Here is a 25,520-nt window from a genome sequence, read left to right as displayed (position 1 = left end):
GCCATGCTGGTGATTGCGAGATCATCAATAAGGAGTATTTGCTATGGCTGACCACTTAAACAATAAACCCTTTGGGGCATGGATTGCAATCGATATTGCCAAGGACTTTAATGCCGTGTTAAGCGAGACCAAGGCGGGTAAAAGGCAGCATTTTCGGATGGCTAATTCTGCTGCCGATCATGATCGTTTTATTGCTTTTCTAAAGAGCTTACCGCCGCCTTGCATTATTGGGTTTGAGGCAACCGGCAATTACCACCGCGCATTAGGGCATCGCTTGGTAGCGGCGGGGTTTGAAGTCTGCTTTATTTCCTCGGTAGCGAGCGCCCGGTATCGGGAGGTGATGTTCAACTCCTGGGATAAAAATGATCCCAAGGATGCTGCAGTGCTTTTAGAGCTGCTTAAGCAAGGGATTACTCAACGTTATGTTGACCCATTAATTGCAGGGCATCATGATCTCCAAGAGTTATCTAAAACCTACTATCAAGTGACCTTGAGTCGCACGCGCTTACAGCACTCCATCCTCACGCATTACCTGCCTTTGTATTTTCCGGAGATGGGTAAATGGTGGAACAGTACTCGCGCAGACTGGTGGATTAATTATCTTTTGCACTTCCCCATCCCTAGCGCAGTAACGAAGCACTCTCAAGAAGCGTTTTGCCAGATTGCCAGCCCTGTCATTGGCCGCAAGGTTAATAAAGCGGCTAAGCTTATTGAGCTCTATGAGACCGCCTTGCATAGCATTGGACTACCTGTTGAGGCAGATTCCTTGGCTTGCAAAACCTTTCAAATACAACTGAGACGCTATCAAGAGATCAATGCTTGTCGCAAGCAATTAGAAGAGACGGCTCAAGCAGTATTGGCCGATAACCCGGACTCTGCCATCTTGCAAAGTGTTCCGGGGATTGGTCCGATTAATGCCCTAACGATTCTGGCGGAAGGTGGGGATCTACGTCGCTTTAGCCATCATCGTCAGTTCTTAAAGTATTGCGGGTTTGATCTAGCCAAAAACCAATCAGGCAACTACCGTGGTCAAGAACAAATCTCCAAGCGGGGTAATGCGCGCCTGCGCTTAGCGCTGTGGATGTCAGTCAACCGTGCCATTCAGCAACCTGAGAACAGTTTCCAGCAAAAATATCTACGCTATATTAAAAGTGCGCCTCAAGATAAAGATTTACAGCGCAAGGCAAGGACTGCGGTGGCAGCAAAGATGGCGCGTGTAGTGTATGGATTAGTGAAGTCAAAACAGATGTATCAAGGTTACTATGAAAAAGCTTTACCCAGTGGATCGATCCCTCTCTGTAGGGCCGTAGAGGCCGCAAGGACCTCGTAGATAATGTTTGGACCTTCCACTGGGACCTCAGATTGTTTTAAGTAGGGTAAAGACCAAAACGTGAAGTGGCGGATCTTGTGTTAATTATGGTTAATCGGGACCCCTGATTTATTTGTGGAAGTGACCGTTCGGGTATAGACAAGTAGTAAGTTTGATTTTTTAACTGCAAATTGCAGTTACGGTATGGCTTTGCCTATCGCTGGAAAAAGTTCTTGCATTTAGTACGTTATCGGCATTGACATTGAAGTGAAGAGCTTGGTGGGTAAATTCAAGCTCAGTCAGAACCGCCCTGCTGGGGACTATGCCGCAGTAGTTGAGACTATAGAAAAGTCACCTCAAGAAGTCTTGCAAGAGATGCGCAAATACATGAAGTCCAACTAAGCCCTAGGGCGTGGTGAAGCCGTACTTACGCAGAATAGATTTAGCCTGCGAGCCCTGCATAAATTGATATAGATCTTGTGCCTCTTGCGGAGCGCCTTTGATCAATACCATTCTTTGTGCAATCGGCTGATACAACTTACTATCAACCAAGATAAAGTGGTTTTCTTTTGATACCTCTGGCGACTTTGCCAAAGATAAAGCGGTAAATCCAAGATTTGCCGCACCACTCACAACATAGGTTGTAGAAACTCCAATATTGTCGCCATAAATAAGCTTATCTTTAGCAAGATCCCATAGACCCTCTGCCTTGAGATATTCCACTGCCGCCTTTCCATAGGGTGCCAGCTCAGGTTTAGCAATGGCAATCTTATTTGCTTTAGCAATCGCCTTAGTGATTTCAGCCTTGCTATCAGATAGGGTGATTCCAGAAGATGTCTTGGCAATTAAAACGAGCCTGCCAATTGCATATACCGCCCCCTCATTGATCGCCTTGCCATTCTTATATAGCTCAAGCGGGAAATGCTCATCGGCTGCAATAAATAAATTAAAAGGTGCGCCATTCATAATCTGGGTAGTGAAGTTTCCAGATGAGCCATACACCACCCTCATCTCTGGCTTGCCAGTTGCTTTGAACGCTGCAGCGATCTCACCAAAAGCATCTTTCATATTGGCAGCAACAGCAATAGTTGTACCTTGAGCAAATGTGAGATTTGCAAATAACAGAAGTGAAGCAAATATAGAAAGTAAGCGAATGGGCATATTCAAATGGATTGTAGTCTGCGATCGAACTAACTCACAGCCATTCTTTGACTTGCCTATTGAGGCTAATCGCCTTGTAACCAGGTGTATTACCAGAATAACTACGTATCTTACGTATCAACTTAGAAGATTCTGGTTGAGAAACCATCTCCTGATGCATTGCAAGAAAGAAAATTTCATCCTTTAACGGAATGAAACCCAGCCCATTTTCTAATGCGATGTTTTTCACCCCAATCCCAACGTCAGCCTTACCAGCAAGAATTGCATTAGCTACCGCAGAATGTGTAAATTCTTCTTGAAGGTAACCATTAATATCTAATGGCTCAATACCCTCCTCAATTAAGAGGGTATCTAGCAACAGCCTTGTTCCAGAGCCGATCTGGCGGTTAATAAAGCGAATCTTTTGATTCAGCAAATCTTCCATGGACTGTATATGAAGCGGATTTCCTTTTTTAACGATCAACCCCTGAGTGCGCTTCATTACTGGGAAGATTTGTATGTCACTCTTCGATAGGCGTTGATGAATTGCCTTTGAACTTTTCTCGCTTGAGACGTGATACCCAGCAATATGGGCCTCGTGATTTAGTAGTCGCTCCAAAGATTCACCCGAGCCCGCGATCTTGAGGCTAAAACCCTTTACCTCGCCCACGACTTTTTGAATAATGGAATCGCTGCTAGAGAAAAACTTCCAACGAGCATTTTCGGATTTTTGAATTTGATTAATAGCCTTCAGTAGGGTTTCTTGATAAGAGCTCCCATATTGAATATGACCTGCCTGCATCTCATCAATGAATTTAAATAAGAATGAGCCAAACTCAGTTAGCTTTGATCCATGACCCTTAGTGCGAACGATGAGCGGCATCCCCAAAGCGGATTCAACCTCATTCAACTTTCCCCAGGCTCCCCGGTATGAAGTTCCCGATTTTTTACTGGCAACCACCAAAGAACTACCGCTCTCGATGTCCTTTAGAAACTGGGATAGCCAAATTAGATCAACCGAGCCTTTGCCTTGGCTGTTCACAATCAGGGAGGGGCGAACTTCAATCTGCATATGTAATTTTTTGCATATTCAATAAGTATTAATGTATGCGATGATAACCACTTATTCAACTATTTTGCGTGCATTATGAAGAAACTCATTTCCAATTTCCTCCTAAGCTTATTGGCAGCCATCTCTATCAATGGCTCGCAAGTATTTGCCCAAGAAAAAAGTATCGTAGTCTCCTCGACTACCTCTACTGAACAATCGGGCTTGTTTGACTTCATCCTACCGATTTTTAAGATGAAGACCGGCATTAATGTAAAGGTAGTTGCAGTTGGTACCGGCCAAGCACTAGATATTGGTCGTCGTGGTGATGCTGACGTGGTATTTGTTCATGACAAACCTGCTGAAGAGATTTTTGTACAAGAGGGTTACTCAACCAAACGCAATGAAGTCATGTACAACGACTTCGTTTTGATCGGGCCTAAATCCGATCCCGCAAAAGTCGGTGGTGGAAAAGATATTCAGGCGGCATTTCAAAAGATTGCATCTGCTCAAGCGCCATTCGTTTCTCGCGGCGATAAGAGCGGCACACATGCTGCTGAGCTTCGTTACTGGAAAAGTGCGGGGATTACTGTTTCACCTAGTCAGGGTTGGTATAAAGAGACTGGCTCGGGTATGGGTCCCGCCCTTAATACTGCATCGGCTATGAATGGCTATATCCTCGCAGATCGTGGCACTTGGTTGAGCTTTAAGAACCGTGGTGACCTGACCATTCTGGTTCAGGGTGACCCCAAGCTCTTTAATCAATACGGTGTAATGCTTGTCAATCCAGCAAAGTTCCCATCCGTGAAAAAGGCTGAGGGTCAAGCCTTTATAGACTGGTTAGTTTCAAAAAATGGTCAGGATGTGATTGCCAGCTACCAAATTGGTGGCGAACAACTCTTCTTTCCGAATGCCAAGAAATAGTGAATCAACAATGGAATAAAAAAAGCCCGCATCTGCGGGCTTTTTTACTTCCTGCCGGCCTAGAGCCAGCAATGCATGCTTACTTCTTAGGTGTTACAAAGCCAATTGCTGTGTCATCAACAAACTCAACGATCACGTCATCACCAGCTTTAAATTTCTCGAGACCGAGAACGGCTTGATCAACTTTAACCTTCTGCTTCTCGCCAGATGGCAATGTGAAAGTCACGATACGAGTCTTTTGATCAATCGTGCCAATCTTTACAGTTGCATAGATCGTGTCAGTTGTTTCTTCAAATGGCTTAGCAGAGCCTTTGCCAGCGATTGTTACTGAGCGCACACCAGAAACACCTGGCTTAGCATCTTTAGGAGCTACAGTTAAACCAACTGCAATCGCTTGTGCATGCTCAACCAAGAACACGTCACCTTTTTTAACTTTATCCAAATCATTGACTGACTTAGCTACGTTCATTTGCGCCAAATTACCGTTTGTATCTTTCAATACAACAATGCGCTTTTTAGCATCTACTGAATCTACAGTTGCACTAAGTACAACTACATCCGCTGCCAAAGGCAACATTTTTGCAGGAAGTTGTGCAAAAACAGAGCTTGCACAAGCAATGCCAACAGCTGCGAATAAACCAGCAAGTAAAGATTTCTTCAAGATAACTCCTAAATAGGTGAAGGATTTAGATGGGCTTCATAAGAAGCCTCCGATCCATTGTAAACATGGATTGGCTTACGTCAGCACGCCTGCGAACGATAACCCCTATTACTAGTCATATTTGGTAAATTAGGTCTTGATACATTACTTATAAACGGCCTAATCCTTTGAATTCCCTAGAGATCTTCCTTAAACCTTGGGCAAAAGCCTCTACTGAGGCGTTTTGTATTCGCAGGACTGTTTTTGTTGAAGAGCAGCAAGTTCCAGAAGATCTGGAATTGGATGAATACGATCCTTTAGCAACCCATGCCCTTGCCTACTTTGATGAGCTGTGTGTGGGGACGGCAAGATTGGTAGATTTAGGTGATGGCCACGCACAAATTGGGCGCATGGCTGTCTTGGCTCATTTTCGAGGTAAAGGTATTGGTAAGCAGATCCTAGAAAAACTATTACTAGCCGCCAAGGTAAGAGGCTTCTCTACCCTAATCCTACATTCCCAACTCAGTGTGATGCCCTTCTATGAAAAGCTGGGTTTCATTGCGCAAGGACCGATCTACGATGAGGCAGGCATTTTGCATCGTAATATGATGCTCATATTGCCCAATTCAATTGAATAATTTATGACTACCGCTTCCAATAAGGTCTTGCCTTTTATTTACGTACATCGGGTTTGCTATTCCGATACTGATGCCGCTGGCTTTGTCTATCACGGCCGTTATCTCGAAATATTTGAACGTAGCCGTGCAGAGTGGTTGGCGCAATACGACCTTAGCCCCACCAAACTCATTAACGAACACAATATTGTGATGCCAGTGCGCGAGCTGACAATGAACTTCTATAAGCCGGGCCGCTTGGATGATATTTTGTATATCGATCAAACCATTGAGAATCGTGGCCGTACGCAAGTTTCAGTAAAACAGCAGGCCCAGAGAAAATTACCTGATAGCGAAGAGATGCAAGTCATTGCCAGTGCTACTTTACATATTGTTTGTGTAGATACGATCACACTCAAACCAAAGGCATGGCCTGATTGGTTTTTTCCAAATACCTAAGATCAGTATTGGAGCACATCATGCCCGAGGGAAAACTACTCACCTTTATTAAAGAACTGAGTGTGTTGCTTGAACAAAAGCCCAGCGAAGAAATCATTTTTACTAAGGGTAAAAAACTCTTAGAAACTCTCATCGCTATCGATGACTGGTTGCCAACGGAATTTACCAAACCACATCCACAGTATTACCAGCAATATCTTCTCTACGCAGATCCACTGGATCGCTTTTCAATCGTGAGTTTTGTGTGGGGTCCTGGGCAAAAGACACCGATTCATAACCATACTGTTTGGGGCATGATTGGTCAGCTCCGTGGTGAAGAAAAAGGGACGCCCTACTACCCTCAAGCTGGCGGTGGATTTAAGATCGGCAAAGCTTGCGTTTGCCCTCCAGGCCATGTTGATACCGTCTCTCCCAATACACATGACATTCACGTTGTCGAAAATAATCTAGCTGATCAAACCTCGATCAGCATTCATGTGTATGGCGGCAATATCGGCAGAATCCATCGCTCAGTCTTTGATCCTATCAATGGCACTCCAAAATCTTTTGTATCAGGTTATGCCAATACGCTGGTTCCCAACCTGTGGAACCCTGCTCAATAGGACAAATAGAGCTGTTTGTGGTCAATGACTTAAAATAGAGACTCTTACTGCAAACGTACTTGTGTGGCAGCTCACCCCATTGACCGGGAATAGTCGTTTATTAATTACGTTGAATACGGGTCAATACATTATTGGTCCCTATGTTATTCACAGATCTTGGTTTATCCGAATCCATTCTTCACGCTATCGCTGAAGAAGGCTACACAAGTCCCACCCCTATACAAGCAAAATCAATTCCTGCAGTTTTAAAGGGTGGCGATCTTTTAGCAGCTGCGCAAACAGGTACTGGCAAAACTGCTGGCTTTACCCTACCGATTCTGCAACGCTTAAGTAGCACGCCTAAATCTAGCGGCAAACGATTGTTACGAGTATTAATCTTGACTCCTACTCGCGAGCTAGCAGCTCAAGTCCAAGAGTCTGTATTGACTTATGGCAAGTACACCGGATTAAAGTCCACCGTCATCTTTGGCGGTGTTGGCGCAAACCCGCAAATTAAAGCGATTGCTGGCGGCTTAGATATCTTGGTTGCCACACCCGGTCGCTTACTTGACCTCATGTCACAAAACTGCGTATCACTGAGCGATATTGAAATCCTAGTTTTGGATGAGGCTGATCGCATGCTCGATATGGGCTTCTTACGCGATATTAAAAAGATCCTAGCTGCCCTACCTAAGAAACGTCAGAACTTACTTTTCTCAGCAACTTTCTCTGCTGAGATTAAACAATTAGCAGATGGTCTACTCAATTCTCCAGAGTTAATTGAGGTAGCACGCAGCAATAGCGCCAATGAAGCGATTGCTCAGCTTATTCATCCGGTGGATAGAACCAAGAAACATCCGCTCTTGGCGCACCTGATTAAAACGAATGACTGGAAGCAGGTTCTGGTCTTCACACGCACCAAGCATGGTGCCAATAAGCTTGTAACTCAATTAGAAAAAGATGGCATTACCAGCATGGCCATTCATGGCAATAAGAGTCAGTCTGCCCGTACTAAAGCGCTGGCTGATTTCAAGGCGGGTAAGTTAACTGCCTTAGTCGCTACGGATATTGCGGCTCGAGGTATCGACATTGATCAATTGCCACATGTCGTGAACTACGACCTACCCAATGTCTCTGAAGATTATGTGCATCGTATTGGACGTACTGGTCGCGCTGGATCAAATGGTGTTGCGGTCTCCTTAGTTTGCGTTGACGAACACCAAATGCTGCGTGACATTGAAAAACTGATTAAGCAAAAGTTACCTCAAGAGGTAATTGCTGGATTTGAGCCAGACCCCAATGCAGTTGCCCAACCGATTCAACTGCGTAGTCAACAGCATCAGCAATCCAGAAAGCCTCGCCCAGCCGGAGGTAATAACTCCAGTGGTGCACCTGCTAAAAAGGCATCAGCAAAACGAGGTAACCCGCCCAAAAGAAGCTTTAGTCGCTAAAGGGTTCGTTAAAATATCCATTCTTAATTTGATTACAGCCAAACATTCAATATGACTACTTCTCGCCGCTCAGCCCTTAAAACGATTGCTGGTGCAATTGCGCTACCAAGCTTTAACCCTATTTCATCTGCTTTTGCTCAGTCAGCGCCAAATTGGACTACCTATGAAATTGTTACTGAGGTAAATTTAGATTCTCCAAACGGGGCAGCAGAAACTTGGATTCCATTGCCTTTGGTTTTAGATACGGATTATTTCCGCACTCTGGCTATCAGATCAGAATCGAGTGATCCCAAAGCGGTTAATCAAATGTATGTCACTCCAGATAAACAAGCACGCATGCTTTGGACCAAGTGGGATAAATCCGCAACGAGTCATAGCGTGAAGGTTTCGATGTTGGTCAGCACACAAAATCGTCATCTAGAAATCACCACTCCAAACCCAGCATTAAAACTAACCAAAGAAGAGCAAAGCTTTTGGACTCGCGGCACAAAGTACCTGCCAACCGATGGTATCGTCAAAGCGAAAGCTCGCGAATGCCTCGCTGGTTTACCCGCCAATGCAACTGATGTAGAAAAAGCAAAGGCTATCTACAACTGGGTGGTTGATAACACGCATCGTGATCCAAAAACACGTGGTTGCGGCCAGGGTGATGTGAAGCTCATGCTCGAAACCAATAACCTTGGTGGTAAATGCGCTGATATCAATGCCGTATTTGTTGCCTTAGCTCGCTCAGCAGGTGTCCCTGCCCGTGACGTTTATGGCATTCGTATTGCCGACTCCGCTCGTGGCTACAAGAGCCTGGGCAAAAGTGGTGACATCACCAAAGCACAACACTGTCGCGCTGAGTTTTATGCTTCTGGCTACGGCTGGGTTCCAGTCGACCCTGCAGATGTCCGCAAAGTGATCTTGGAAGAAACAGGTGGACTCACAGCAAACGATCCTAAGGTACTAGCAATCCGTGATTATCTCTTTGGTAATTGGGAAATGAACTGGATGGCTTATAGCTATGATCACGATATCGCTCTTCCCGGCTCCGCTCTAGGCAAGAAAGGTGACATTCCTTTCTTAATGTATCCACAAGCTGAGAATACTGAGGGTCGTTTTGATTCTTTGGATCCAGATAACTTTAAATACAAGATTACTAGTCGCCGTATTGGTTGATGAGTAGCGGTCTTTAGATTGATTCTGATGAAATTAAATAAGCCAGCAATAGACTTAGTTCTAACGCTGGCTTTTTCTATTCTGCTTTGCTTTACAAGTAATGCCATTGCTCAATGGCGCCCTGCCTCTGAAGTGGGTCTTACCAAAGCACCCACACTTCAATTAAATAACATATCTGGCAAGTTAATTGATATTGCCAGCTACAAAGGCAAGGTAATTGTTGTGAACTTTTGGGCAAGTTGGTGCGAGCCTTGCAGAGAAGAGTTTGGCGAGCTCATTGAACTACAAGAAAAATACGGCTCTAAAGGTTTGGTAGTTCTAGCAGTCAACTTAGCAGAAATGAAGCCACGCATTACGCAGTTTTTAAAAGGCAATGCCATAGCTGAGAATGCCATCGAGATCTTGATGGATCGCAACAGCACAATCTATAAATCTTGGAAAGCCCGTGGTATTCCAACTACATTCCTCATCGGCAGGACTGGCAAAGTAGAAGGCGTCTGGATTGGCGCTATTGAAAACGCGGATAGCGATGAAGTCACTGGGAAAATTCAGTCACTGCTGCGGCAATAACTACGTATCCATCTGATACTCTTGTAATATGAACACACAAACGACCAATCTCGAAGCCAATGAACCACGACTGACCTCCCTGTCTCATGGAGGTGGCTGTGGCTGCAAGATTGCGCCAGGCGTGCTTTCTGAGATTCTCAAGAATGTTCCGCAGTTACCCTTCCCCAAAGAATTGCTCATCGGCATTGAAACTTCGGATGATGCTGCTGTTTATCAAATCAATGAATCACAAGCGATCGTCGCAACGACAGATTTCTTCATGCCGATCGTCGATGACCCATTTGATTTTGGCAAGATTGCAGCAACCAATGCGATTAGCGATATCTATGCCATGGGTGGTACGCCATTATTTGCACTCGCTTTAGTTGGCATGCCTATCAAGGTGCTTTCCAATAAAACGATTGCACGCATTCTAGAAGGTGGCGCTGAAGCCTGTCGTAGTGCTGGCATTCCAATTGCTGGTGGTCATACGATTGATTCTGTTGAGCCGATTTATGGCTTGGTTGCGATTGGTATTGTTGATCCTAAGCGCGTCAAAAGTAATGCGAGCGCAAAACCAGGTGACGTATTAATCTTAGGTAAGCCGCTAGGTGTCGGCATTTTGTCGGCAGCCTTGAAAAAAGATCTGCTCGGCCCTGATGGTTATCGCGAAATGATTTCTAATACAACCAAGCTCAATTCTGCAGGTCCAGACTTAGCTAAGCTCGCTGGAGTACACGCACTTACTGATGTCACGGGCTTTGGTTTGGCTGGTCATATGCTGGAATTAGCTCGTGGCTCAAATTGCACTGCTCATATTGACTGGAGCCAGGTGCCCATGCTCTCCAATGTACAAAATCTCGCTGATGAAGGCATCATCACCGGAGCATCTGATCGCAATTGGCAAAGCTATGGTGATGAGGTTGGTATACCAGCAGATTTCACGCCAGCACAACGTGCCTTATTAACCGACCCACAAACGAGTGGTGGCTTATTGGTCTCTTGTAGCCCTGAGAGCGTGAAAGAAGTCTTGGATATCTTTAATCAACATCACTTTTTAGGTGCTCGTGTGATTGGCCAAATGAGCAAACTCCAAGTCAAGCCTCTTGTAGTTTCTTAAGTTGATTATTTCTTGAGATTAAATACGCTTGAGAAATCAAGCTGACCATTGCCGGCTTTACTATGAGCTTCATACAACTGTTGCGCCAACTGCCCTAGGGGCACACTCGCTGCGAGGTCTTGCGCATTCTCTGTTGCTAGACCCATATCTTTGAGCATCAGATCTACTCCGAAGCCGCCAGCATAACCTTTAGAAGCAGGTACATTCTCCATCACACCTGGGCATGGGTTATACAGCTCCAATGCCCAATTACGTCCAGAACTCTTAGACATGATGTCTGACAACACTTTGGGATCCAGGCCATTTGCAATTCCTAAATGTAATGCTTCGCAAGTACCCAGCATCTGAATGCCGAGCAACATATTGTTGCAAACCTTTACCGTCTGCCCAGCCCCACTTCCGCCCGCATGAAAAATATTCTTGCCCATCTTCTCCAGTATTGGACGAATACATTCCACTACTGAATTCTCTCCACCTACCATAAAGGTGAGAGTGCCAGCTTGAGCGCCTGCAGTTCCCCCAGAGACAGGAGCATCGACCATCACCAATCCTTTGGTTTTGGCCGCACTAGCAACTGCTTGCGCCACCTTTGGTGAAATTGTGGAACAGTCAATCAGTAAGGTCTTGGGGTTAATATTTGCTAATAAACCAGAGTCGCCCAAATACAGATCTTCTACGTGTCTTGAGGCTGGCAACATCGTGATAACGACATCAGCATTGCTTGCAGTCGCATTAGCACTGGTGGCAACCTTACCGCCGGCAGTAGCAAACGCATCCAATTGACTTTGCACTAAATCAAATCCAGTTACGTGATGCCCTGCTTTCAATAAATTGATCGCCATAGGCAAACCCATATTTCCTAAGCCAATAAATCCAATATTCATATCAGTCCTCGTTAATCGTTTAACTGTTTTCGTGATGCTAAGTATTTGACGCCCTGCGGGCCATAACGCTCAGAATGTAATTGCTCAAAGCCCAAATGAAAAACATCACCCACTTGATATTTCTGACTCGTATTTGCAATGATGATTTCAATATACCCCTCTAATACCAACGCTTGCACGACAAAAGGGTGGGTGTGTTGATCGAGATGGCCATTGGCTGGTTGCTGTACCTCTACCGGCTCTGGATATCCGGACTCCTTAAGGGTCTTTAGAAATAGATCTTGCTTCATACTTTAACTATAGCGTGGATATACACTCTTTACATAGAGTGTTAGAGCGAGGATATATGGCAATTAAAGTAATAGGCCTCATTGAGCTGACCAATTCAGCAGCTTTTGAGCAATATCGCAGTCAAGTAGGTCAAACTGTTGCCCAATATAAAGGCAGCATTGAGCACCGTGGCGTAATCACTGAAGTGTTTTGGAATGAATTAGCCTGTAAACCGTTTAGTGCATTTGTGGAGCTGCATTTTCCGAGCAAAGAAGATGCACGTGCTTGGGCTCATAGCCCCGAATATCAATCGCTAGTCGCTATTCGTAATCAAGCGATGAATCTCACCCTCTTTGGAGTGGCAATCTAAAAAGAAAAAAGCCTAGCGATCAGACTAGGCTTTTGATCTATCAGAAAAGAATTACTTCTTAGCTTCCATTGCTTCTTTTGCAGCAGTAATTTCTTTACGACGCTCTTTGCAAGCACCAGCGATTTCTTGCAAGGCCTTGCGAGCGCGAGCTGCAGACGCCTTAATGCCTTTTTCAATAAACTTTTCGTTTTCAGCTTTGTAAGTTTCAAAAGCGGCTAACAATGTATCGTGTTGTGACATCTTGTCTCCCATTATTCAAATAAATATTCATACCAACAGCGAAATCAGTATATCCCCATAAAAACTACAAGAAATAGGGTTTTTTATCAGGGATAACTCTTAGAAGCGATCATTGCCCCAAAATGCTTTAATAAAGCAAAAATACCCTGGAGACCTATAAATTGATCAAAAAAATCCTACTTTTGGGGAGTATGAGTCTGCTTTCCCTTGTTTCTATGGTGGTAGGGGCTCAAAACACCTCCTGGCCAAGTCCAAACAAGCCAATTACCTTCATTAACCCCTTCCCCCCAGGCGGGGCAGTAGACGCCTTTGGTCGCCCTCTAGCAAAGCAACTTTCCGTCCAACTAAATGATTCAATCGTGGTTGATAACCGAGGTGGGGCTGGCGGTACGTTGGGTGCTGCAGTCGCAGCAAAAATGGCTCCCGATGGATACACCTGGCTTCTTGGTGCCGTCCATCACTCCATTGCTCCGAGTATGTACCCTAACCTGCCTTATGACATTACCAAAGACTTTGAACCGATAGCCATTATCGGCAGCGTTCCACATGTCATCGTGGTGAACCCAAGCAAGTTCCCAAAAAATGATTTGAAATCCATAATCGAAGTAATACGCAAAAATCCAGGTAAGTACAACTATGCATCTACTGGCAACGGCACATCACAACATTTAACTGGTGAACTGTTTAAGATGCAAAACAAATTATTTATTACGCATATCCCCTATCGCGGTACTGGCCCTGCATTACAAGACGTTGTTGCAGGGCAAGTGGATATGATGTTTGATACCCTAGCCGGTGCAGCGCCTTTTATTAAGAGCGGTCAGCTAGTTGCAGTAGCAGTTGCCAGCAATCAACGTAGCGCCGCTTTTCCAAATGTACCTACTGCCCAAGAGTTAGGAATCAGTAATTTTGTTGTCTCTAGTTGGTATGCCTTGTGGGCCATCAAAGGAACGCCTAAAGAGATTGTTGACAAGATGAGTGCCGAAGTTCAAATTGCTCTCGCTTCACCAGATATCAAAGAGCGCTGGGCAGGTATGGGTGCTACCGTGCCAAAAATGACACGCCCCGAATTAGCCAACTACATCAATCAAGAAATTGTGCGCTGGAATGAAGTTGTGAAAAAATCCGGCGCTAAATTAGACTAATTAAAACGACAACCATTACAGAGACAGCATGAGCATTTCGACTAAAAACCATTCCTTTGTTCGCAACAAACTTTTGAATAAAGAGGAGATTGCTTTTCTAGATGTGCGCGAAGAAGATCCTCATGCACGTGAGCATCCATTATTTGCCGCAAATCTACCACTCCCTCGGATTGAGATTGATGCATATGGAAAATTGCCGAAAAGAAATATTCCCATTGTCACGCTTGATGATGGCGAAGGATATGCAGAGTTAGCAGCCCAACGTTTGGTCGCCCTAGGCTTTACTAATGTTTCCATCTTTGAGGGCGGCGTAAAAGCCTGGAAGGCTGCAGGCGGCGAAGTATTTAAAGATGTGAATGTACCCAGCAAAGCATTTGGTGAGCTAGTTGAATCTAAACGTCATACCCCTTCTCTATCCGCTCAAGAGGTGAAGCAACTCATCGACAACAAAGAAGATGTCGTGGTTGTAGACGTGCGTCGCTTTGATGAATACAACACCATGAGCATTCCAACAGGAATTAGCGTGCCTGGCGCCGAATTGGTCTTACGTTTACCAGAACTAGCCCCGAATCCTAAAACTAAGGTGATTGTCAATTGTGCCGGCAGAACTCGAAGCATCATCGGTACGCAATCCTTAATTAACGCCGGTATTCCAAACGAGGTTAATGCTCTGCGTAACGGTACGATTGGCTGGACTCTTGCTGGACAAGAACTGGACAGAGGTCAGACTCGCAAATTTAAAGAGGTTAGTGAAAACACCACAAGCGAGGCAGCACTGAGGGCACGCAGCGTTGCTGATCGCGCCGGTGTGAAGCGGGCAAGCTTAGTGGATGTCGAGAAATGGAAGTCGCAAAGTGAGCGCACCACTTACTTCTTTGATACTCGCACTCCAGAAGAATATGAAGCAAAACATCTTCCAGGCTTTCGTTCTGTACCAGGTGGCCAACTGGTTCAAGAAACTGAAATGGTGGCCCCAGTGCGCGGCGCCCGCATGGTCTTAGTTGATCCCAGTGGTGGCGGTGTGCGAGCTAATATGCCTGCTTCGTGGTTGGCGCAAATGGCATGGGATGTCTTCGTTCTCGATGACGTCAAATCATCTGATCTCAGCGAGAAAGGTGCATGGCAGGCGCCCTTACCAAACCTTCCTCAAGTTGAAACAGTTGACGCAAACACTTTATCGAGCTGGCTCAAAAGCGATAGCAACACCCTGGTGATTGATTTCAGCACCCATGCTAATTATGTGAAGGGGCATATTCCTGGTAGTTGGTATGCCCTGCGCTCTCAATTAGCAGACGCTCTTCAAAAAATCCCCAAAGTAGATCGCTATGTTCTGACAAGCACTCCAGCGGAATTGGGTAAGTTTGTTGCACAAGAATTACAGGCGCTCACCAAGGCAGAGGTCTTGGTTCTAGAGGGCGGAAATGCTGCATGGGCTAAAGCTGGTTTGGAGTTAGAAAAGGGTCCAACCCATTTAGCCTCTCCACCGCTTGATCGCTACAAGCGACCATACGAAGGAACAAGTGTAGATCCTGCAGCAATGCAGGCCTACTTAGATTGGGAGTTTGGTTTAGTAGAGCAACTTGGCAAGGACGGAACCCATCACTTCTGGGTTCTGTAATTTAATTCGTCCTTGCTTTTGTGTTTCTGTTGTGTTTGCTAGTTAGGCAATCTTGTTGCGAATGATGCCGATACCGGTGATTTGAGTTTCCATCACATCACCGGGCTTCATAAATTCCTGAGGCGTTCTACCAGCACCAACACCTGATGGCGTGCCAGTAGCAATGATGTCGCCTGGCAATAAAGTCAGGCTGCGAGAAAGCTCAGAAATAATCACTGGGATCTTGAAATACATTTGCTTATAACTTGCATTTTGTTTCTCAACACCATTCACACGGCAGATAATACGAGTGTCATCCAGATTGACGTCACCTGCAGTGACAACCCATGGGCCCATAGGACCATGTCCATCTAAGCTCTTACCCTTGAACCATTGGCCAGAGTGACGCTTCTGCTGAATATCACGCGCCGTAGTGTCGTTGTAAGCAGAGTAACCAAAGACGTAGTCCATAGCGTTCTCTTCAGAGATATTTTTTCCCTTCTTGCCAATCACAACAGCTAACTCAGCCTCCCAGTCAATCATGGTGGAGTAGCTGCCGTCATAAGGGATGTTATCGAATGGGCCATTCATAGTCTGTGTGCCTTTAGTAAAGAGCACAGGAACTTTTGGGTATTCTTTTACAGCGCTATCAGCACGGTGCTTTAGACCTTCTTCAAAGTGATCAAGATAGTTCCAGCCTACGCAATAAATATTACTTTGGGGTTTTGGGATAGGTGATAGCAACACAACCTGGTTCACGTTTTGCAAGTTTGAACCACGGTTTTTGAAAATCGCTGCCAACTCCACTAGTCCACGATTACCAGAAGCAGCTAGAGAAATCATCGATGTTGGATCAAATGAGAGTTGCATCTTTTGGCGCGCAGCCTCAGCAGGAATGTCGACCACTAAACCATCGTTCGTTACCAAACCCAAACGGGAAGTAGCGCCCATCTTTGGTAAATAGTTAGCAACTCGTAAGCCTGCCTTGCCAGTCAATGGCTCAACCACGATTGGAGGCTGTCCATCTGGTGCAGCCATTGCATTTGAAATCATCATGCCGCTTAGAGCAGCAGAAGCCCCTAACTTGAGTGCATCTCTACGATTTGTATCCACAGCGTCTCCTTTGAATTAACTAATTGAATCTGTTTTAGGTCTTATAGCCGTAAATATTAATACCAAATCTATAACTTAGGCATAATATTGAAAACTTCGCTATGCTTAGCGCATGCAGCCCCTAAGAGATATTTCTATCACTCGCCTAGTGACTTATACGGCTATCTTCATAGGCTTACTAGCTTGTGAACGCGATAGCTACACTACCTGGAACTGCAGTTCTGTAGCCCAGATAAAAATCCCCATGGTTCTGCGCAAGGCGCAAATGGAATTTCAAGAAAATAAACTGGATTTTTGTGGCAGCCTAGGCAATCAGAGTTATTTTGATCAAAAATGTCCTGCGCAAACCGAAAAATCAAGCGTAGTGTTTACCCCCTCTTCTGGTGGACTTGTGAAAGATGGGCAAGAGTATCAGTGCACAGCCCTATAAATAGCTTGCATCATCATGAATAAACTCAGCCCTAAGAAACTTCTGCTCACTAAATGGACTGCGGTGCAGCCTATTGCCAAGCAGAAACATTTTTTAGTTAGCAAGGTGATTCTTCCTGAGCCACCAAATGAAAAGATAGAGTTTGTGGAGATTGAGGCCGTTTACAGCAAGAAGACCACCCAAATAGCCTGGCGTGATCTCACTAATAGTGAGCTTTGGTTGCAAGGCTGGCAATAAAAAACCGCCTCATGAATGCAAGGCGGCTTTACCAAAAGTCAATTGATTAATTAATCTGTTTTCTTTTTTGATCCTGATGATTTCTTAACCATTTCGTCAATGTTCTTCTCGGCAGCTTCAGCCACTTGATTCACTATACGACGGCCTTCTTTAAACATGTTCTGACCAGTTGTCGACATCTCATGAACTACTTTTGATAACTTGTCAGCGTGGGCAGGCATTTTATTTTCCGCATCCTCTAGCCAAGAGACCAAAGAACTACGAACCTTTTCAAGATGCTTCTCAGTTTCATCGGCAGCACCCTCACTGAGATCCTTTAAAACAGCTTTCACTTTCTTTTGATAAGCAGCAGCACGCTTAGCAGCTTCTTTTGTGGCTTCTTCCTGCAAATCTTTTAACTTGGATAAATCATTTTTAGCGGCAGATTTTGCGCTATCCAATGCATTTTTCATCCCCCACTCAATCTCAGCCATATGATGATCACTTAACTTCTTCGCAGCTTCTAGTAAGGTATGCGAGTAGTCGAAAAGCTCTTTCGCTTTTTCACGTTGCCACTTTTGCAAATCTTTTGCGTCCATTTTTAAGCTCCTTTAAAAGGGGGTTATCAAATCTCTTACTTCCACTCTATACCGAAATTGGCCGACTGCCAATTTCTACCAATATTCCTATTAATTTAAGGCATTAAAATGACAATATGACAGAAAGACAGAACATTTACGAGGCCATTGGGGGAGTCGATAAGATCGATGAATTGGTGGATCGCTTCTACGACCTCATGGCGCTAGAACCCCATTTTGCAGAACTGCGTGCGATGCACCCCCAAGATTCTGCAAGCTCTCGTGAAAAGCTGAAGTTCTTTCTTACGGGCTGGATGGGTGGGCCTGACGTTTATTCGCCTAAGTATGGACACCCTATGCTTAGGGCTCGTCACCTACCTTTTAAGATTGGTCTCCAGGAGCGTAACCAATGGTTAGCATGCATGTATCGTGCAATGGAGGAATGCGGCATCGAGGGTAATGTTGCTAAACAACTAGAAGAATCCTTCTTTAATACTGCAGACTGGATGAGGAATCAAGCTAACTGATCTTAGTCGAGCTTCGCACCAGCCTGCTTAACTGCTTTAGCCCAGCGTGGCATTTCAGCGGCAAGGTATTTAGAAAATTGATCAGCATTGAGATAGGCAGGGTCGGCACCTTGGTCAATCATTTTTTTCTGAATATCTGGCGACTCTAAAGTTTCTTTAAATGCTTGACTCAGTTTATTGGTGACCTCTGGTGGAGTTCCCTTGGGCGCAAGAATTCCATAAAATCCGACCACTTCTAAATTGGCGACCCCCGTCTCCAATACAGTAGGCGTATTCGGCAAGGCAGGATTACGTTTGGCGCTGGTTACTGCCAGCGCTTTAACTTTGCCTTGCTTAGCATAGTTAGCAGCCTGAGGCACAGACTCCGCCATAAATTGCACATGCCCCGCTATTAAGTCAGTAAAGGCTGGAGCACTTCCTTTAAAAGGGATATGCACCATAAAAATACCAGTTTCGCTTTTGAGCATTTCTGGAACTAGATGTGAAATGCCGCCATTCCCAGCAGAACCATAGTTGAGCTTTCCGGGATTCGCTTTTGCGTAAGCTACAAATTCTTTCAAGGTATTGGCAGCAACATCTTTATTCACGATCAATGCAAGTGGTTGCTGCGCCGTCCTGGCGATGGGTTGAAAATCTTTGAGCGTATCGTAAGGTGATTTTGTATAAATCGCCGGATTAATGACCATCGTGCCAGTATTAGCGAGTAGTACCGTATATCCATCAGCTGGAGATTGCATCACATACTGCGCACCAACTGCGCCACCTGCGCCTACTTTGTAATCGACAATCACTGGCTGACCCAATACCGATTGCAACTTATCGCTCAGCAGACGAATGTGGGCATCAAGCGGACCACCCGCCGGGAAACCAATAATGATTTTGATAGGTTTATCCGGGTAAGACGCCATTGCCCAGCCAGAAGACACTCCTAGCGTAATACTTAGCAACAATATCCTGATAATCAGTATGGGCTTAGACATAAATGGGCACGTTTTTTTGAGTTAGATACACTTTACCTTAAAGCCACTTTAGCGAAATAGCCAATGATCGAAAGTACCCTGCAATTAATTAGCGACCCCAACGCTTGGATTGCATTTTTTACACTCTCTGCGCTCGAAATTGTTCTTGGCATAGATAACATCATTTTCATTAGCGTCATCGCGAATCGATTACCCGCAGAAATTCGTGAACAAGTTCGTCGTTTTGGTCTATTTTTTGCTTTAATCACTCGTATCTTATTGCTACTGAGCCTGTCATGGGTCATGGGCTTGACAACCCCACTCTTTACTCTTACAGAGCACGCCATTAGTGGACGCGATCTCATCTTACTATTAGGTGGATTCTTTTTGATCTGGAAGGCCTCCAAGGAAATTTATGTTGAGGTCGAAGTTGGTGAACATGGTGAGAATAGCGAAACTGAGAACATCGGCGCAGTTAAAAAGTCTATGTCCACCTTATTTATTGGCTCAGTAATACAGATTGGCCTGCTCGATATCATCTTCTCGCTTGATAGCGTGATTACAGCGGTAGGCATGGTAGATCAAATTAGCGTCATGATTGCGGCTGTAATTGCTTCCATACTCATCATGCTCATCGCCGCCAAACCCATTGGGGACTTTGTTCAAAGCCACCCCTCGATCAAAGTACTCGCCCTATCCTTCTTAACCGTTGTTGGTGTGGTACTGATTGCAGAGGGCATGGGTGTGCACATCCCTAAGGGCTATGTCTATGTTGCAATGGCATTCTCACTTGCTGTTGAGTTACTCAATATTCGTGCGCGCGAGAAGAGAAAGCGCAAGCAAAAGGATTGAGCTTACTGAGTAGTCGAACTATAGGGCTTGAGCGCAAGCGTAGCCGCTAGCCCAGGCCCACTGGAAATTGTGACCACCTAAATGCCCAGTAACATCGACACACTCTCCAATGAAATACAAACCAGGAAGCTTGCGTGACATCATGGTTTGACCATCTAACTCTTTGGTATCTACACCGCCCAACATCACTTCTGCCTTTTTCCAACCTAAAGTGCCGGCAGGCTTAACACTCCAATTGGTGATGAGCTCTTTAAGGGCTTGACGATCTTTTTTAGATACCTCCGCCCACTTACGTCCCATGAGATTACGTTGTTCTGCAAACGCCTTTGCTAGACGTTGCGGCAATACAGAAGCCAGAATAGTTTCTGTCAGCTTGAGATGGTTCTCTTCATTATTAAATAATTCATCACAATTAAAGCCCCCGGGTCGCTCAATTGCACCCAGCCAATCGATATGGATTGGCTCGCCCTCAACCCAATAGCTACTAGCTTGCAGCACTGCTGGTCCAGACAATCCTTTATGGGTAAGCAATAAATCCTCATTAAAGCGGCATGCACCATAGCGATGCCCTTTAGACCCCGAAGCAATGCGAACTGGCACACTCAAGCCTGCGAGCTCATTAAGATTGCCGAAAGTCTCCGCCGTAAATGAGAGTGGTACCAAGGCTGGGCGAGGCTCTACCACTTCAAGCCCAAACTGCTTTGCAATATCTAAAGAATAAGCAGTAGCACCAATTGCAGGAACGGGTAAGCCACCCGTCGCCATCACTACCGTCTTCGTCTTCTCAGCTCCTTCGCTAGTATGAAGAAGCCAATGCTCACCTTCGTGTGCAATGGCTTGAACAGAAACAGGATTACGAATCGTTACCTTACCTTTAGCGCACTCAGAAAACAGCATCTCGATAATCTGCTTTGCAGAGTCATCGCAAAACAGTTGCCCCTGATGCTTCTCATGGTAATTAATACCGTGAGCCGTTACGAGCTTAATGAACTCTTTTGAGGGGTATCTTGCCAAGGCACTCTTTACGAAATGCGGATTGAGAGATAGAAAGTTTGCAGGACTACTGTGTACGTTGGTGAAATTGCAACGTCCACCACCGCTAATGCGAATTTTTTCACCCAGAACTGGGGCATGATCTAAGACTAGGACTTTTTTGCCGAGTTGACCAGCAACCCCAGCACAAAATAGACCAGCCGCCCCGCCACCAACAACAATGGCATCCCAAGCCTTGCTCATTGCCTACTCAAAACGGTCAATGATCTCAGAAGAGATATTGAGTTTTTTCATATGCAGCTTGGTGTAGGCTTGACGAAAATTCTTGGTCATTGAAATCATGACGGAGGCAGTCCAAGCAAAAGAGAACATGCCTGAGAAAGCAATAATGACTGCTAACATTTTCCAGCCATCGGGAAGAATGTCATTCATAAAACCCATTGCAGTATAGGTGCTGCCACTAAATAGAATGCTTTGACCCAATCCTGGAATAAGTTTCAATACAAAGAGCGCAATACCCCAAATCAGAATTTCAGCAATGTGTGTGAGAAATAAACAAAATACGCTGGCATAAAAACAGAGCGCTACTGCAGGATATTTCTTCTCAGCTAGATCTAAGTAAGTTTTTACTTCATAGCGCTTTGCAATCTGCAGCAACAAAACGCCATGAAAGATCATGACTATCAATAACATGGCGCCACCTACGAGGTAGCCTGGCAAATCTAGGGCGGTAGCGATATTAGCTTGAGTCGGATTCATGGATAGATAAATAGTCTTTTAGCCATTTTACTTTGACAGGGGCAGATCTAAGCCAATTGATACCACTCTTGGATAACTTTCCAGGCTTCCTGGGCAGTCTCGACAAAATGAATTGATTTCATATCAGCCTCATCGATCACGCCAAATTGCACCATCTGATTAAAGTTGACCATCTCATTCCAAAAAGTCTTGCCAACCAAGATGACTGGTATACACACTACCTTCTTAGTTTGTATTAAGGTCAATACCTCAAACAGCTCATCAAAAGATCCAAAGCCACCGGGGTAAGCGACGATCGCTCTTGCTCGTAACATGAAATGCATCTTGCGCAAGGCAAAGTAATGAAAGCGAAAACTCAAGCCTGGACTAATATAAGGATTGGGGTGTTGCTCCCTTGGCAGGCTAATATTAAAACCAATCGTTTTATCGCCCGACTCAAATGCTCCCCTGTTAGCTGCTTCCATAATTCCAGGGCCACCACCAGTACAGATATGTAATTTATCAGCCGCTTGCTTTTGCGTTGTATTGTACTGAGCCACTAAGGATCCAAACTCTCTAGCTGACTCATAGTACTGACTATGCAGTAATGCCTTCTTAGCAGCTTCCGACTCCCCTGAAGTCTTCGCATCCCTTACTTGAACTTCTGCGCGCTCGCGACTGATGAAGCGAGTAGAACCAAACACGGTAATAGTATGCTCGATACCATGCTCTTTTAGAAGAATTTCAGGCTTTAATAGCTCCAGCTCAAAACGAATCCCGATAGTTTCTCGACGAGAGAGAAATGCTTCATCATCAAATGCAAATTTATAAGAGTCTGCTGAATCATCCTCAGCCATCTGAGTTTTATGAAGATTTAAAAACTCAGTAATTGTCTGTGCATTATTTGTTGGGAGCTTAGGACTCATATTGACACCTTAAAACATCTATGTGTTTTCATCTTATCCTTTATACCTTTAACCTCAGTATTAATACCTAGTTTTATGGAGAGAATGGAGCACTAGGGCTTGCGAGGATTTACTGGGGACTTAAGTAGGGTTAATATTGGCAGAATTTCAACTAAACCGAAGGAAAATCCATGAGCAATCGTTCAATCATCATTATGGTACTAGTATTAATTGGTGCCACTGCCTATTTACTCCTCAAGGGCGACGGCAACGTTGATATGAGCGGCGAAAAACATGGTGCCGAAGCAACTCACGTTGAAGAAGCCAAGAAAGATGCACCTGCAGCTGCTCCAGTTGCACCTGCAGCTGCTCCAGTTGCACCTGCAGCAGCTCCTGCGGCTGATGCAAAGAAGTAATTATTTGACAGCAAGTAAAACCGCGGTTCGCCGCGGTTTTTTTATCCTCGCTTCATGAAGAAGATCCTCTTTCTCCTCGCAATACTGTGTATTTCCCAATCTAGCTATAGCCAGACTTCTCGCCCCATGAAAACTATTGACCCTGCAATGATTTCCTCTTTTGCTCCAACAGGCACTCTTCGTGTTGGCATTAATTTAGGCAACCCCGTCTTAGCAAATGAAGATTCCATCACCCATCAACCTCAGGGTGTAACAATTGATATTGCTAACGAGATCGGCAAACGAATTGGTCTGCCTATCAAACTTATTCCCTTTAAAAGTGCGGGCAATACTGTTGATGCTGTTAAGACAGGTGAAATTGATCTGGTTTTTGTGGCGATCGATCCAGTCAGAGGTGCTGATATCAGCTATACCCCAGCGTATATCCAGATTGAAGGTGCTTATATGGTTAAAGCGAACTCCCCCATTCAAAATAATGAGCAGGTTGATGTGGCTAGTAACGAAATCGTCGTTGGCAAAGGTAGCGCCTATGATCTCTACCTTACACGAGAAATCAAACATGCCACCCTATTGAGAGCGGCAAGTTCTCAAGCGGTAATAGATGATTTCATGTCAGGCAAAGGCAATGTAGCCGCTGGCGTGAAGCAACAGTTAGAGAGTGATGCCAAACGGTATGATGGTTTGCGGATGTTGCCAGGGCGCTTTATGGTAATCAATCAAGCGATTGGCATTCCGAAAGCAAGACCTCAATATGAAAAAACAAATGCCTACTTAAGTGAGGTGATTACCCAATTAAAGCAATCTGGTTTTGTAGCCCAAGCGATGCAACGCCACAAGATTGAGGGTGCCAAAGTCGCTGAGTAATTTAACTAGCAGTCATAAGTATGCATGCGCTCAGGAATGATCACATTGTTCCAGCCGAGATCTTCCCGAATACATTCGGCAAATACAGAAGCTGACTCCGGCTCACCATGAACTACGAAGGCGGTTTTTGGGGGTGACTGAAAGCCGCGCAACCAATCCAATAAACCTGCTTGATCGGCATGGGCCGATAAACCACCAATGGTATGGACCGATGCTTTAACTGGCACATCCTCACCAAACAACCTTACCTTTTGCACCTTATCCACCAAGCGCCTACCTAAACTTCCATAAGCCTGAAAGCCTGTTATGACGATAGCGTTTTGGGATCGCGGTAAATTGTTGGCGAGGTGATGAATGATTCTGCCGGCATCACACATACCACTCGCTGAAATAATGATCGCACCACCCTTAATCTTATTGAGTGCTTTAGATTCTTCAACATCTGCAATAAAGCGGAGATCTACAGCGCTAGGATTATTTTTGTACCAATCAAAGGTGGATTGGGTTTGTACATCTAGTTGGGCGAAGTAACGCTCTGTTAAATGGGTAGCTGCAGTTGCCATCGGAGAGTCAACCCAAATAGCCAAATGCGGAAGACGGCCCTTTCTCACCAAGTCAATGAGCAAGAAAATAATCTCTTGAGTACGCCCTACGGCAAATGCAGGAATGATGACATTACCTTGGGCCTTCATTGTTGAAGTGATTACTTCTACTAACTCATCCTCGGTCTCGCTTAAGCTGCGATGCAAACGATCGCCATAAGTAGACTCCACCACCACTACATCAGCTTGCGAAATTAAATCAGGGTCAGGCATAAGCACCTTACCTTTCATGCCGATATCTCCTGAAAAGACACAGCGTTTTTTCTGTGCGCCATCCTCTTGAATATCCATTACCGCAATTGCCGAGCCCAATATATGTCCAGCATTGCGAAACTCCAAAGTAATGCCAGGTGCAAGTTCAAGCACTTGACCGTATTCAAGGGGCTCAAATTGCGTCAGCGTCATCTCCACCTCTTCTCGAGAGTACAAGGCAATCGGCATCTCTCCATGCCACTTGCCTTGCTTGGCTTTTCGTTCTGCCCGCTCAAGATCGGCAAACTGCAAATGCGCACTGTCTGGCAACAGAATATTGAGTAACTCATAACTGGCTTTGGTGCAATAGATCGGACCCTTAAATCCCTGTGCACACAAACGTGGCAAGAGACCGCTATGATCAATATGAGCATGCGTCAAAACAATAAAATCCAAATCTTTTGGGGCGAATGGTAAAGGCTCTAAGTTTTTATTTGTGGCCTCACGCCCTCCTTGGAACATTCCATAGTCCACCATAAAATGCCGAGTCCTTCCAGCCGAATGAACCACCACCGAATGTCGGGATCCGGTCACTTCACCTGCAGCACCAAGAAATTGAATCTTCATGACTTG

Annotated in this window: 32 protein-coding genes; 19 read left to right on the top strand and 13 right to left on the bottom strand. The window is 45.1% G+C overall.

Annotation, left to right across the window (positions count from 1 at the left end; all coding sequences use genetic code 11):
• Positions 1-43: 43 nt before the first annotated feature.
• Entirely contained in the window at positions 44-1,330 is a 1,287-nt protein-coding gene (locus A8O14_RS03510; RefSeq protein WP_068948253.1) for an IS110 family RNA-guided transposase, read from the top strand.
• 246 nt (positions 1,331-1,576) lie between these two features.
• A complete protein-coding gene (locus A8O14_RS11970; protein ID WP_262500567.1) occupies positions 1,577-1,711 on the top strand; it encodes a hypothetical protein in 135 nt (44 codons plus the stop codon).
• 3 nt (positions 1,712-1,714) lie between these two features.
• Here A8O14_RS11970 and modA read toward each other — a convergent pair whose 3' ends face one another.
• Together modA and A8O14_RS03500 are read right to left on the bottom strand one after the other, a co-directional pair.
• Positions 1,715-2,470 (bottom strand): molybdate ABC transporter substrate-binding protein, encoded by a 756-nt coding sequence (modA, locus tag A8O14_RS03505; RefSeq protein ID WP_068948252.1) that lies wholly within the window; start codon positions 2,468-2,470, stop codon positions 1,715-1,717.
• A gap of 34 nt (positions 2,471-2,504) precedes the next feature.
• Positions 2,505-3,521 carry a substrate-binding domain-containing protein gene (locus tag A8O14_RS03500; protein ID WP_068948251.1) on the bottom strand — a complete coding sequence of 339 codons (1,017 nt, stop codon included), beginning with the start codon at positions 3,519-3,521 and terminating at the stop codon, positions 2,505-2,507.
• Positions 3,522-3,596: 75 nt separating this feature from the next.
• Here A8O14_RS03500 and A8O14_RS03495 point away from each other — a divergent pair, with 75 nt between their 5' ends.
• Complete coding sequence (locus tag A8O14_RS03495; RefSeq protein WP_068948250.1) at positions 3,597-4,421, top strand: substrate-binding domain-containing protein; 825 nt, start codon at positions 3,597-3,599, stop codon at positions 4,419-4,421.
• A gap of 79 nt (positions 4,422-4,500) precedes the next feature.
• Here A8O14_RS03495 and A8O14_RS03490 read toward each other — a convergent pair whose 3' ends face one another.
• Positions 4,501-5,082 (bottom strand): hypothetical protein, encoded by a 582-nt coding sequence (locus A8O14_RS03490; RefSeq protein WP_068948249.1) that lies wholly within the window; start codon positions 5,080-5,082, stop codon positions 4,501-4,503.
• 167 nt (positions 5,083-5,249) lie between these two features.
• On the opposite strand from A8O14_RS03490, the gene A8O14_RS03485 reads away from it, so the two are divergent.
• The 7 genes from A8O14_RS03485 (at position 5,250) to selD (ending at position 10,996) form a co-directional block, all read left to right on the top strand.
• A complete protein-coding gene (locus A8O14_RS03485) occupies positions 5,250-5,699 on the top strand; it encodes a GNAT family N-acetyltransferase (RefSeq protein ID WP_082913087.1) in 450 nt (149 codons plus the stop codon).
• A 3-nt stretch (positions 5,700-5,702) separates the two neighbouring features.
• A complete protein-coding gene (locus A8O14_RS03480) occupies positions 5,703-6,134 on the top strand; it encodes a YbgC/FadM family acyl-CoA thioesterase (RefSeq protein ID WP_068948248.1) in 432 nt (143 codons plus the stop codon).
• 20 nt (positions 6,135-6,154) lie between these two features.
• Positions 6,155-6,736 (top strand): cysteine dioxygenase family protein, encoded by a 582-nt coding sequence (locus tag A8O14_RS03475; RefSeq protein ID WP_068948247.1) that lies wholly within the window; start codon positions 6,155-6,157, stop codon positions 6,734-6,736.
• A gap of 140 nt (positions 6,737-6,876) precedes the next feature.
• On the top strand, positions 6,877-8,166 hold the full coding sequence (locus A8O14_RS03470) for a DEAD/DEAH box helicase (protein ID WP_068948246.1): 1,290 nt from the start codon (positions 6,877-6,879) through the stop codon (positions 8,164-8,166).
• A gap of 51 nt (positions 8,167-8,217) precedes the next feature.
• Positions 8,218-9,327, top strand: coding sequence for a transglutaminase-like domain-containing protein (locus tag A8O14_RS03465; protein WP_068948245.1), 1,110 nt, complete (start codon positions 8,218-8,220; stop codon positions 9,325-9,327).
• Positions 9,328-9,354: 27 nt separating this feature from the next.
• Positions 9,355-9,897, top strand: a complete 543-nt coding sequence (locus A8O14_RS03460; RefSeq protein ID WP_068948244.1) for a TlpA family protein disulfide reductase — start codon at positions 9,355-9,357, stop codon at positions 9,895-9,897.
• A 28-nt stretch (positions 9,898-9,925) separates the two neighbouring features.
• Positions 9,926-10,996, top strand: coding sequence for a selenide, water dikinase SelD (gene selD, locus A8O14_RS03455; protein WP_068948243.1), 1,071 nt, complete (start codon positions 9,926-9,928; stop codon positions 10,994-10,996).
• 5 nt (positions 10,997-11,001) lie between these two features.
• Here selD and mmsB read toward each other — a convergent pair whose 3' ends face one another.
• Together mmsB and A8O14_RS03445 are read right to left on the bottom strand one after the other, a co-directional pair.
• Positions 11,002-11,880: a 3-hydroxyisobutyrate dehydrogenase gene (gene mmsB, locus A8O14_RS03450; RefSeq protein WP_068948242.1), complete on the bottom strand. Its 879-nt coding sequence runs from the start codon at positions 11,878-11,880 to the stop codon at positions 11,002-11,004.
• An 11-nt stretch (positions 11,881-11,891) separates the two neighbouring features.
• Positions 11,892-12,170: a cupin domain-containing protein gene (locus tag A8O14_RS03445; RefSeq protein ID WP_068948241.1), complete on the bottom strand. Its 279-nt coding sequence runs from the start codon at positions 12,168-12,170 to the stop codon at positions 11,892-11,894.
• A 56-nt stretch (positions 12,171-12,226) separates the two neighbouring features.
• Here A8O14_RS03445 and A8O14_RS03440 point away from each other — a divergent pair, with 56 nt between their 5' ends.
• A complete protein-coding gene (locus A8O14_RS03440) occupies positions 12,227-12,520 on the top strand; it encodes a DUF1330 domain-containing protein (protein WP_068948240.1) in 294 nt (97 codons plus the stop codon).
• A 51-nt stretch (positions 12,521-12,571) separates the two neighbouring features.
• On the opposite strand, the gene A8O14_RS03435 is transcribed toward A8O14_RS03440, so the two are convergent.
• On the bottom strand, positions 12,572-12,760 hold the full coding sequence (locus A8O14_RS03435) for a hypothetical protein (RefSeq protein WP_028819023.1): 189 nt from the start codon (positions 12,758-12,760) through the stop codon (positions 12,572-12,574).
• Between the two features lie 191 nt (positions 12,761-12,951).
• Between A8O14_RS03435 and A8O14_RS03430 the strand changes: the two genes are divergently transcribed.
• Positions 12,952-13,905: a Bug family tripartite tricarboxylate transporter substrate binding protein gene (locus tag A8O14_RS03430; RefSeq protein WP_068948239.1), complete on the top strand. Its 954-nt coding sequence runs from the start codon at positions 12,952-12,954 to the stop codon at positions 13,903-13,905.
• 28 nt (positions 13,906-13,933) lie between these two features.
• Positions 13,934-15,523: a rhodanese homology domain-containing protein gene (locus A8O14_RS03425; protein ID WP_068948238.1), complete on the top strand. Its 1,590-nt coding sequence runs from the start codon at positions 13,934-13,936 to the stop codon at positions 15,521-15,523.
• Between the two features lie 42 nt (positions 15,524-15,565).
• Here the strand turns inward: A8O14_RS03425 and A8O14_RS03420 are convergent, their stop codons facing one another.
• Positions 15,566-16,615, bottom strand: coding sequence for a fumarylacetoacetate hydrolase family protein (locus A8O14_RS03420; protein ID WP_068948237.1), 1,050 nt, complete (start codon positions 16,613-16,615; stop codon positions 15,566-15,568).
• Positions 16,616-16,727: 112 nt separating this feature from the next.
• Between A8O14_RS03420 and A8O14_RS11695 the strand changes: the two genes are divergently transcribed.
• Complete coding sequence (locus A8O14_RS11695; RefSeq protein WP_145915329.1) at positions 16,728-17,045, top strand: hypothetical protein; 318 nt, start codon at positions 16,728-16,730, stop codon at positions 17,043-17,045.
• A 15-nt stretch (positions 17,046-17,060) separates the two neighbouring features.
• Positions 17,061-17,282: a TIGR02450 family Trp-rich protein gene (locus A8O14_RS03410; protein WP_068948235.1), complete on the top strand. Its 222-nt coding sequence runs from the start codon at positions 17,061-17,063 to the stop codon at positions 17,280-17,282.
• 50 nt (positions 17,283-17,332) lie between these two features.
• On the opposite strand, the gene A8O14_RS03405 is transcribed toward A8O14_RS03410, so the two are convergent.
• Positions 17,333-17,860 (bottom strand): hypothetical protein, encoded by a 528-nt coding sequence (locus A8O14_RS03405; RefSeq protein ID WP_068948234.1) that lies wholly within the window; start codon positions 17,858-17,860, stop codon positions 17,333-17,335.
• Between the two features lie 116 nt (positions 17,861-17,976).
• Between A8O14_RS03405 and A8O14_RS03400 the strand changes: the two genes are divergently transcribed.
• A complete protein-coding gene (locus A8O14_RS03400; protein WP_068948233.1) occupies positions 17,977-18,366 on the top strand; it encodes a group II truncated hemoglobin in 390 nt (129 codons plus the stop codon).
• Positions 18,367-18,368: 2 nt separating this feature from the next.
• Here A8O14_RS03400 and A8O14_RS03395 read toward each other — a convergent pair whose 3' ends face one another.
• Positions 18,369-19,346 carry a Bug family tripartite tricarboxylate transporter substrate binding protein gene (locus A8O14_RS03395; protein ID WP_068948232.1) on the bottom strand — a complete coding sequence of 326 codons (978 nt, stop codon included), beginning with the start codon at positions 19,344-19,346 and terminating at the stop codon, positions 18,369-18,371.
• A gap of 63 nt (positions 19,347-19,409) precedes the next feature.
• Between A8O14_RS03395 and A8O14_RS03390 the strand changes: the two genes are divergently transcribed.
• The gene (locus A8O14_RS03390; protein ID WP_068948231.1) at positions 19,410-20,177 is read left to right on the top strand and encodes a TerC family protein; all 768 of its coding nucleotides are present in this window, start codon (positions 19,410-19,412) and stop codon (positions 20,175-20,177) included.
• Positions 20,178-20,195: 18 nt separating this feature from the next.
• On the opposite strand, the gene A8O14_RS03385 is transcribed toward A8O14_RS03390, so the two are convergent.
• From A8O14_RS03385 to A8O14_RS03375, 3 genes are read right to left on the bottom strand one after another with little or no spacing between them, the layout of a single operon-like run.
• Positions 20,196-21,413, bottom strand: a complete 1,218-nt coding sequence (locus A8O14_RS03385) for a BaiN/RdsA family NAD(P)/FAD-dependent oxidoreductase (RefSeq protein WP_068948230.1) — start codon at positions 21,411-21,413, stop codon at positions 20,196-20,198.
• Positions 21,414-21,416: 3 nt separating this feature from the next.
• Positions 21,417-21,929, bottom strand: a complete 513-nt coding sequence (locus A8O14_RS03380) for a hypothetical protein (RefSeq protein ID WP_068948229.1) — start codon at positions 21,927-21,929, stop codon at positions 21,417-21,419.
• A 47-nt stretch (positions 21,930-21,976) separates the two neighbouring features.
• Positions 21,977-22,834, bottom strand: a complete 858-nt coding sequence (locus tag A8O14_RS03375) for an LOG family protein (protein ID WP_068948228.1) — start codon at positions 22,832-22,834, stop codon at positions 21,977-21,979.
• Between the two features lie 170 nt (positions 22,835-23,004).
• Between A8O14_RS03375 and A8O14_RS03370 the strand changes: the two genes are divergently transcribed.
• Together A8O14_RS03370 and A8O14_RS03365 are read left to right on the top strand one after the other, a co-directional pair.
• Positions 23,005-23,229: a hypothetical protein gene (locus tag A8O14_RS03370; protein WP_068948227.1), complete on the top strand. Its 225-nt coding sequence runs from the start codon at positions 23,005-23,007 to the stop codon at positions 23,227-23,229.
• Positions 23,230-23,355: 126 nt separating this feature from the next.
• The gene (locus A8O14_RS03365) at positions 23,356-24,093 is read left to right on the top strand and encodes an ABC transporter substrate-binding protein (RefSeq protein WP_068948226.1); all 738 of its coding nucleotides are present in this window, start codon (positions 23,356-23,358) and stop codon (positions 24,091-24,093) included.
• A gap of 5 nt (positions 24,094-24,098) precedes the next feature.
• Here the strand turns inward: A8O14_RS03365 and A8O14_RS03360 are convergent, their stop codons facing one another.
• Positions 24,099-25,514, bottom strand: coding sequence for an MBL fold metallo-hydrolase RNA specificity domain-containing protein (locus A8O14_RS03360; RefSeq protein ID WP_068948225.1), 1,416 nt, complete (start codon positions 25,512-25,514; stop codon positions 24,099-24,101).
• Positions 25,515-25,520 lie beyond the last annotated feature (6 nt).

The organism is Polynucleobacter wuianus, from assembly GCF_001659725.1.
GTDB classification, from domain to species: domain Bacteria; phylum Pseudomonadota; class Gammaproteobacteria; order Burkholderiales; family Burkholderiaceae; genus Polynucleobacter; species Polynucleobacter wuianus.
The sequence above is the reverse complement of the archived record's forward strand: the minus strand, read 5'-3'. Positions and strand labels throughout refer to the sequence as shown.

Bases quoted from the DNA above. Each gene is read 5' to 3' on its own strand.
- modA (WP_068948252.1), bottom strand. From the start codon at position 2,470: ATGCCCATTCGCTTACTTTCTATATTTGCTTCACTTCTGTTATTTGCA.
- A8O14_RS03360 (WP_068948225.1), bottom strand. From the start codon at position 25,514: ATGAAGATTCAATTTCTTGGTGCTGCAGGTGAAGTGACCGGATCCCGA.
- A8O14_RS03445 (WP_068948241.1), bottom strand. From the start codon at position 12,170: ATGAAGCAAGATCTATTTCTAAAGACCCTTAAGGAGTCCGGATATCCA.
- A8O14_RS03365 (WP_068948226.1), top strand. From the start codon at position 23,356: ATGAAAACTATTGACCCTGCAATGATTTCCTCTTTTGCTCCAACAGGC.
- A8O14_RS03410 (WP_068948235.1), top strand. From the start codon at position 17,061: ATGAATAAACTCAGCCCTAAGAAACTTCTGCTCACTAAATGGACTGCG.
- A8O14_RS11695 (WP_145915329.1), top strand. From the start codon at position 16,728: ATGCAGCCCCTAAGAGATATTTCTATCACTCGCCTAGTGACTTATACG.
- A8O14_RS03405 (WP_068948234.1), bottom strand. From the start codon at position 17,860: ATGGACGCAAAAGATTTGCAAAAGTGGCAACGTGAAAAAGCGAAAGAG.
- A8O14_RS03470 (WP_068948246.1), top strand. From the start codon at position 6,877: ATGTTATTCACAGATCTTGGTTTATCCGAATCCATTCTTCACGCTATC.
- selD (WP_068948243.1), top strand. From the start codon at position 9,926: ATGAACACACAAACGACCAATCTCGAAGCCAATGAACCACGACTGACC.
- A8O14_RS03385 (WP_068948230.1), bottom strand. From the start codon at position 21,413: ATGAGCAAGGCTTGGGATGCCATTGTTGTTGGTGGCGGGGCGGCTGGT.
- A8O14_RS03435 (WP_028819023.1), bottom strand. From the start codon at position 12,760: ATGTCACAACACGATACATTGTTAGCCGCTTTTGAAACTTACAAAGCT.
- A8O14_RS03390 (WP_068948231.1), top strand. From the start codon at position 19,410: ATGATCGAAAGTACCCTGCAATTAATTAGCGACCCCAACGCTTGGATT.
- A8O14_RS03495 (WP_068948250.1), top strand. From the start codon at position 3,597: ATGAAGAAACTCATTTCCAATTTCCTCCTAAGCTTATTGGCAGCCATC.
- A8O14_RS03370 (WP_068948227.1), top strand. From the start codon at position 23,005: ATGAGCAATCGTTCAATCATCATTATGGTACTAGTATTAATTGGTGCC.
- A8O14_RS03440 (WP_068948240.1), top strand. From the start codon at position 12,227: ATGGCAATTAAAGTAATAGGCCTCATTGAGCTGACCAATTCAGCAGCT.
- A8O14_RS03375 (WP_068948228.1), bottom strand. From the start codon at position 22,834: ATGAGTCCTAAGCTCCCAACAAATAATGCACAGACAATTACTGAGTTT.
- A8O14_RS03425 (WP_068948238.1), top strand. From the start codon at position 13,934: ATGAGCATTTCGACTAAAAACCATTCCTTTGTTCGCAACAAACTTTTG.
- A8O14_RS03380 (WP_068948229.1), bottom strand. From the start codon at position 21,929: ATGAATCCGACTCAAGCTAATATCGCTACCGCCCTAGATTTGCCAGGC.
- A8O14_RS03475 (WP_068948247.1), top strand. From the start codon at position 6,155: ATGCCCGAGGGAAAACTACTCACCTTTATTAAAGAACTGAGTGTGTTG.
- A8O14_RS03400 (WP_068948233.1), top strand. From the start codon at position 17,977: ATGACAGAAAGACAGAACATTTACGAGGCCATTGGGGGAGTCGATAAG.
- A8O14_RS03430 (WP_068948239.1), top strand. From the start codon at position 12,952: ATGAGTCTGCTTTCCCTTGTTTCTATGGTGGTAGGGGCTCAAAACACC.
- A8O14_RS03500 (WP_068948251.1), bottom strand. From the start codon at position 3,521: ATGCAGATTGAAGTTCGCCCCTCCCTGATTGTGAACAGCCAAGGCAAA.
- A8O14_RS03460 (WP_068948244.1), top strand. From the start codon at position 9,355: ATGAAATTAAATAAGCCAGCAATAGACTTAGTTCTAACGCTGGCTTTT.
- A8O14_RS03480 (WP_068948248.1), top strand. From the start codon at position 5,703: ATGACTACCGCTTCCAATAAGGTCTTGCCTTTTATTTACGTACATCGG.
- A8O14_RS03510 (WP_068948253.1), top strand. From the start codon at position 44: ATGGCTGACCACTTAAACAATAAACCCTTTGGGGCATGGATTGCAATC.
- A8O14_RS03465 (WP_068948245.1), top strand. From the start codon at position 8,218: ATGACTACTTCTCGCCGCTCAGCCCTTAAAACGATTGCTGGTGCAATT.
- mmsB (WP_068948242.1), bottom strand. From the start codon at position 11,880: ATGAATATTGGATTTATTGGCTTAGGAAATATGGGTTTGCCTATGGCG.
- A8O14_RS03395 (WP_068948232.1), bottom strand. From the start codon at position 19,346: ATGTCTAAGCCCATACTGATTATCAGGATATTGTTGCTAAGTATTACG.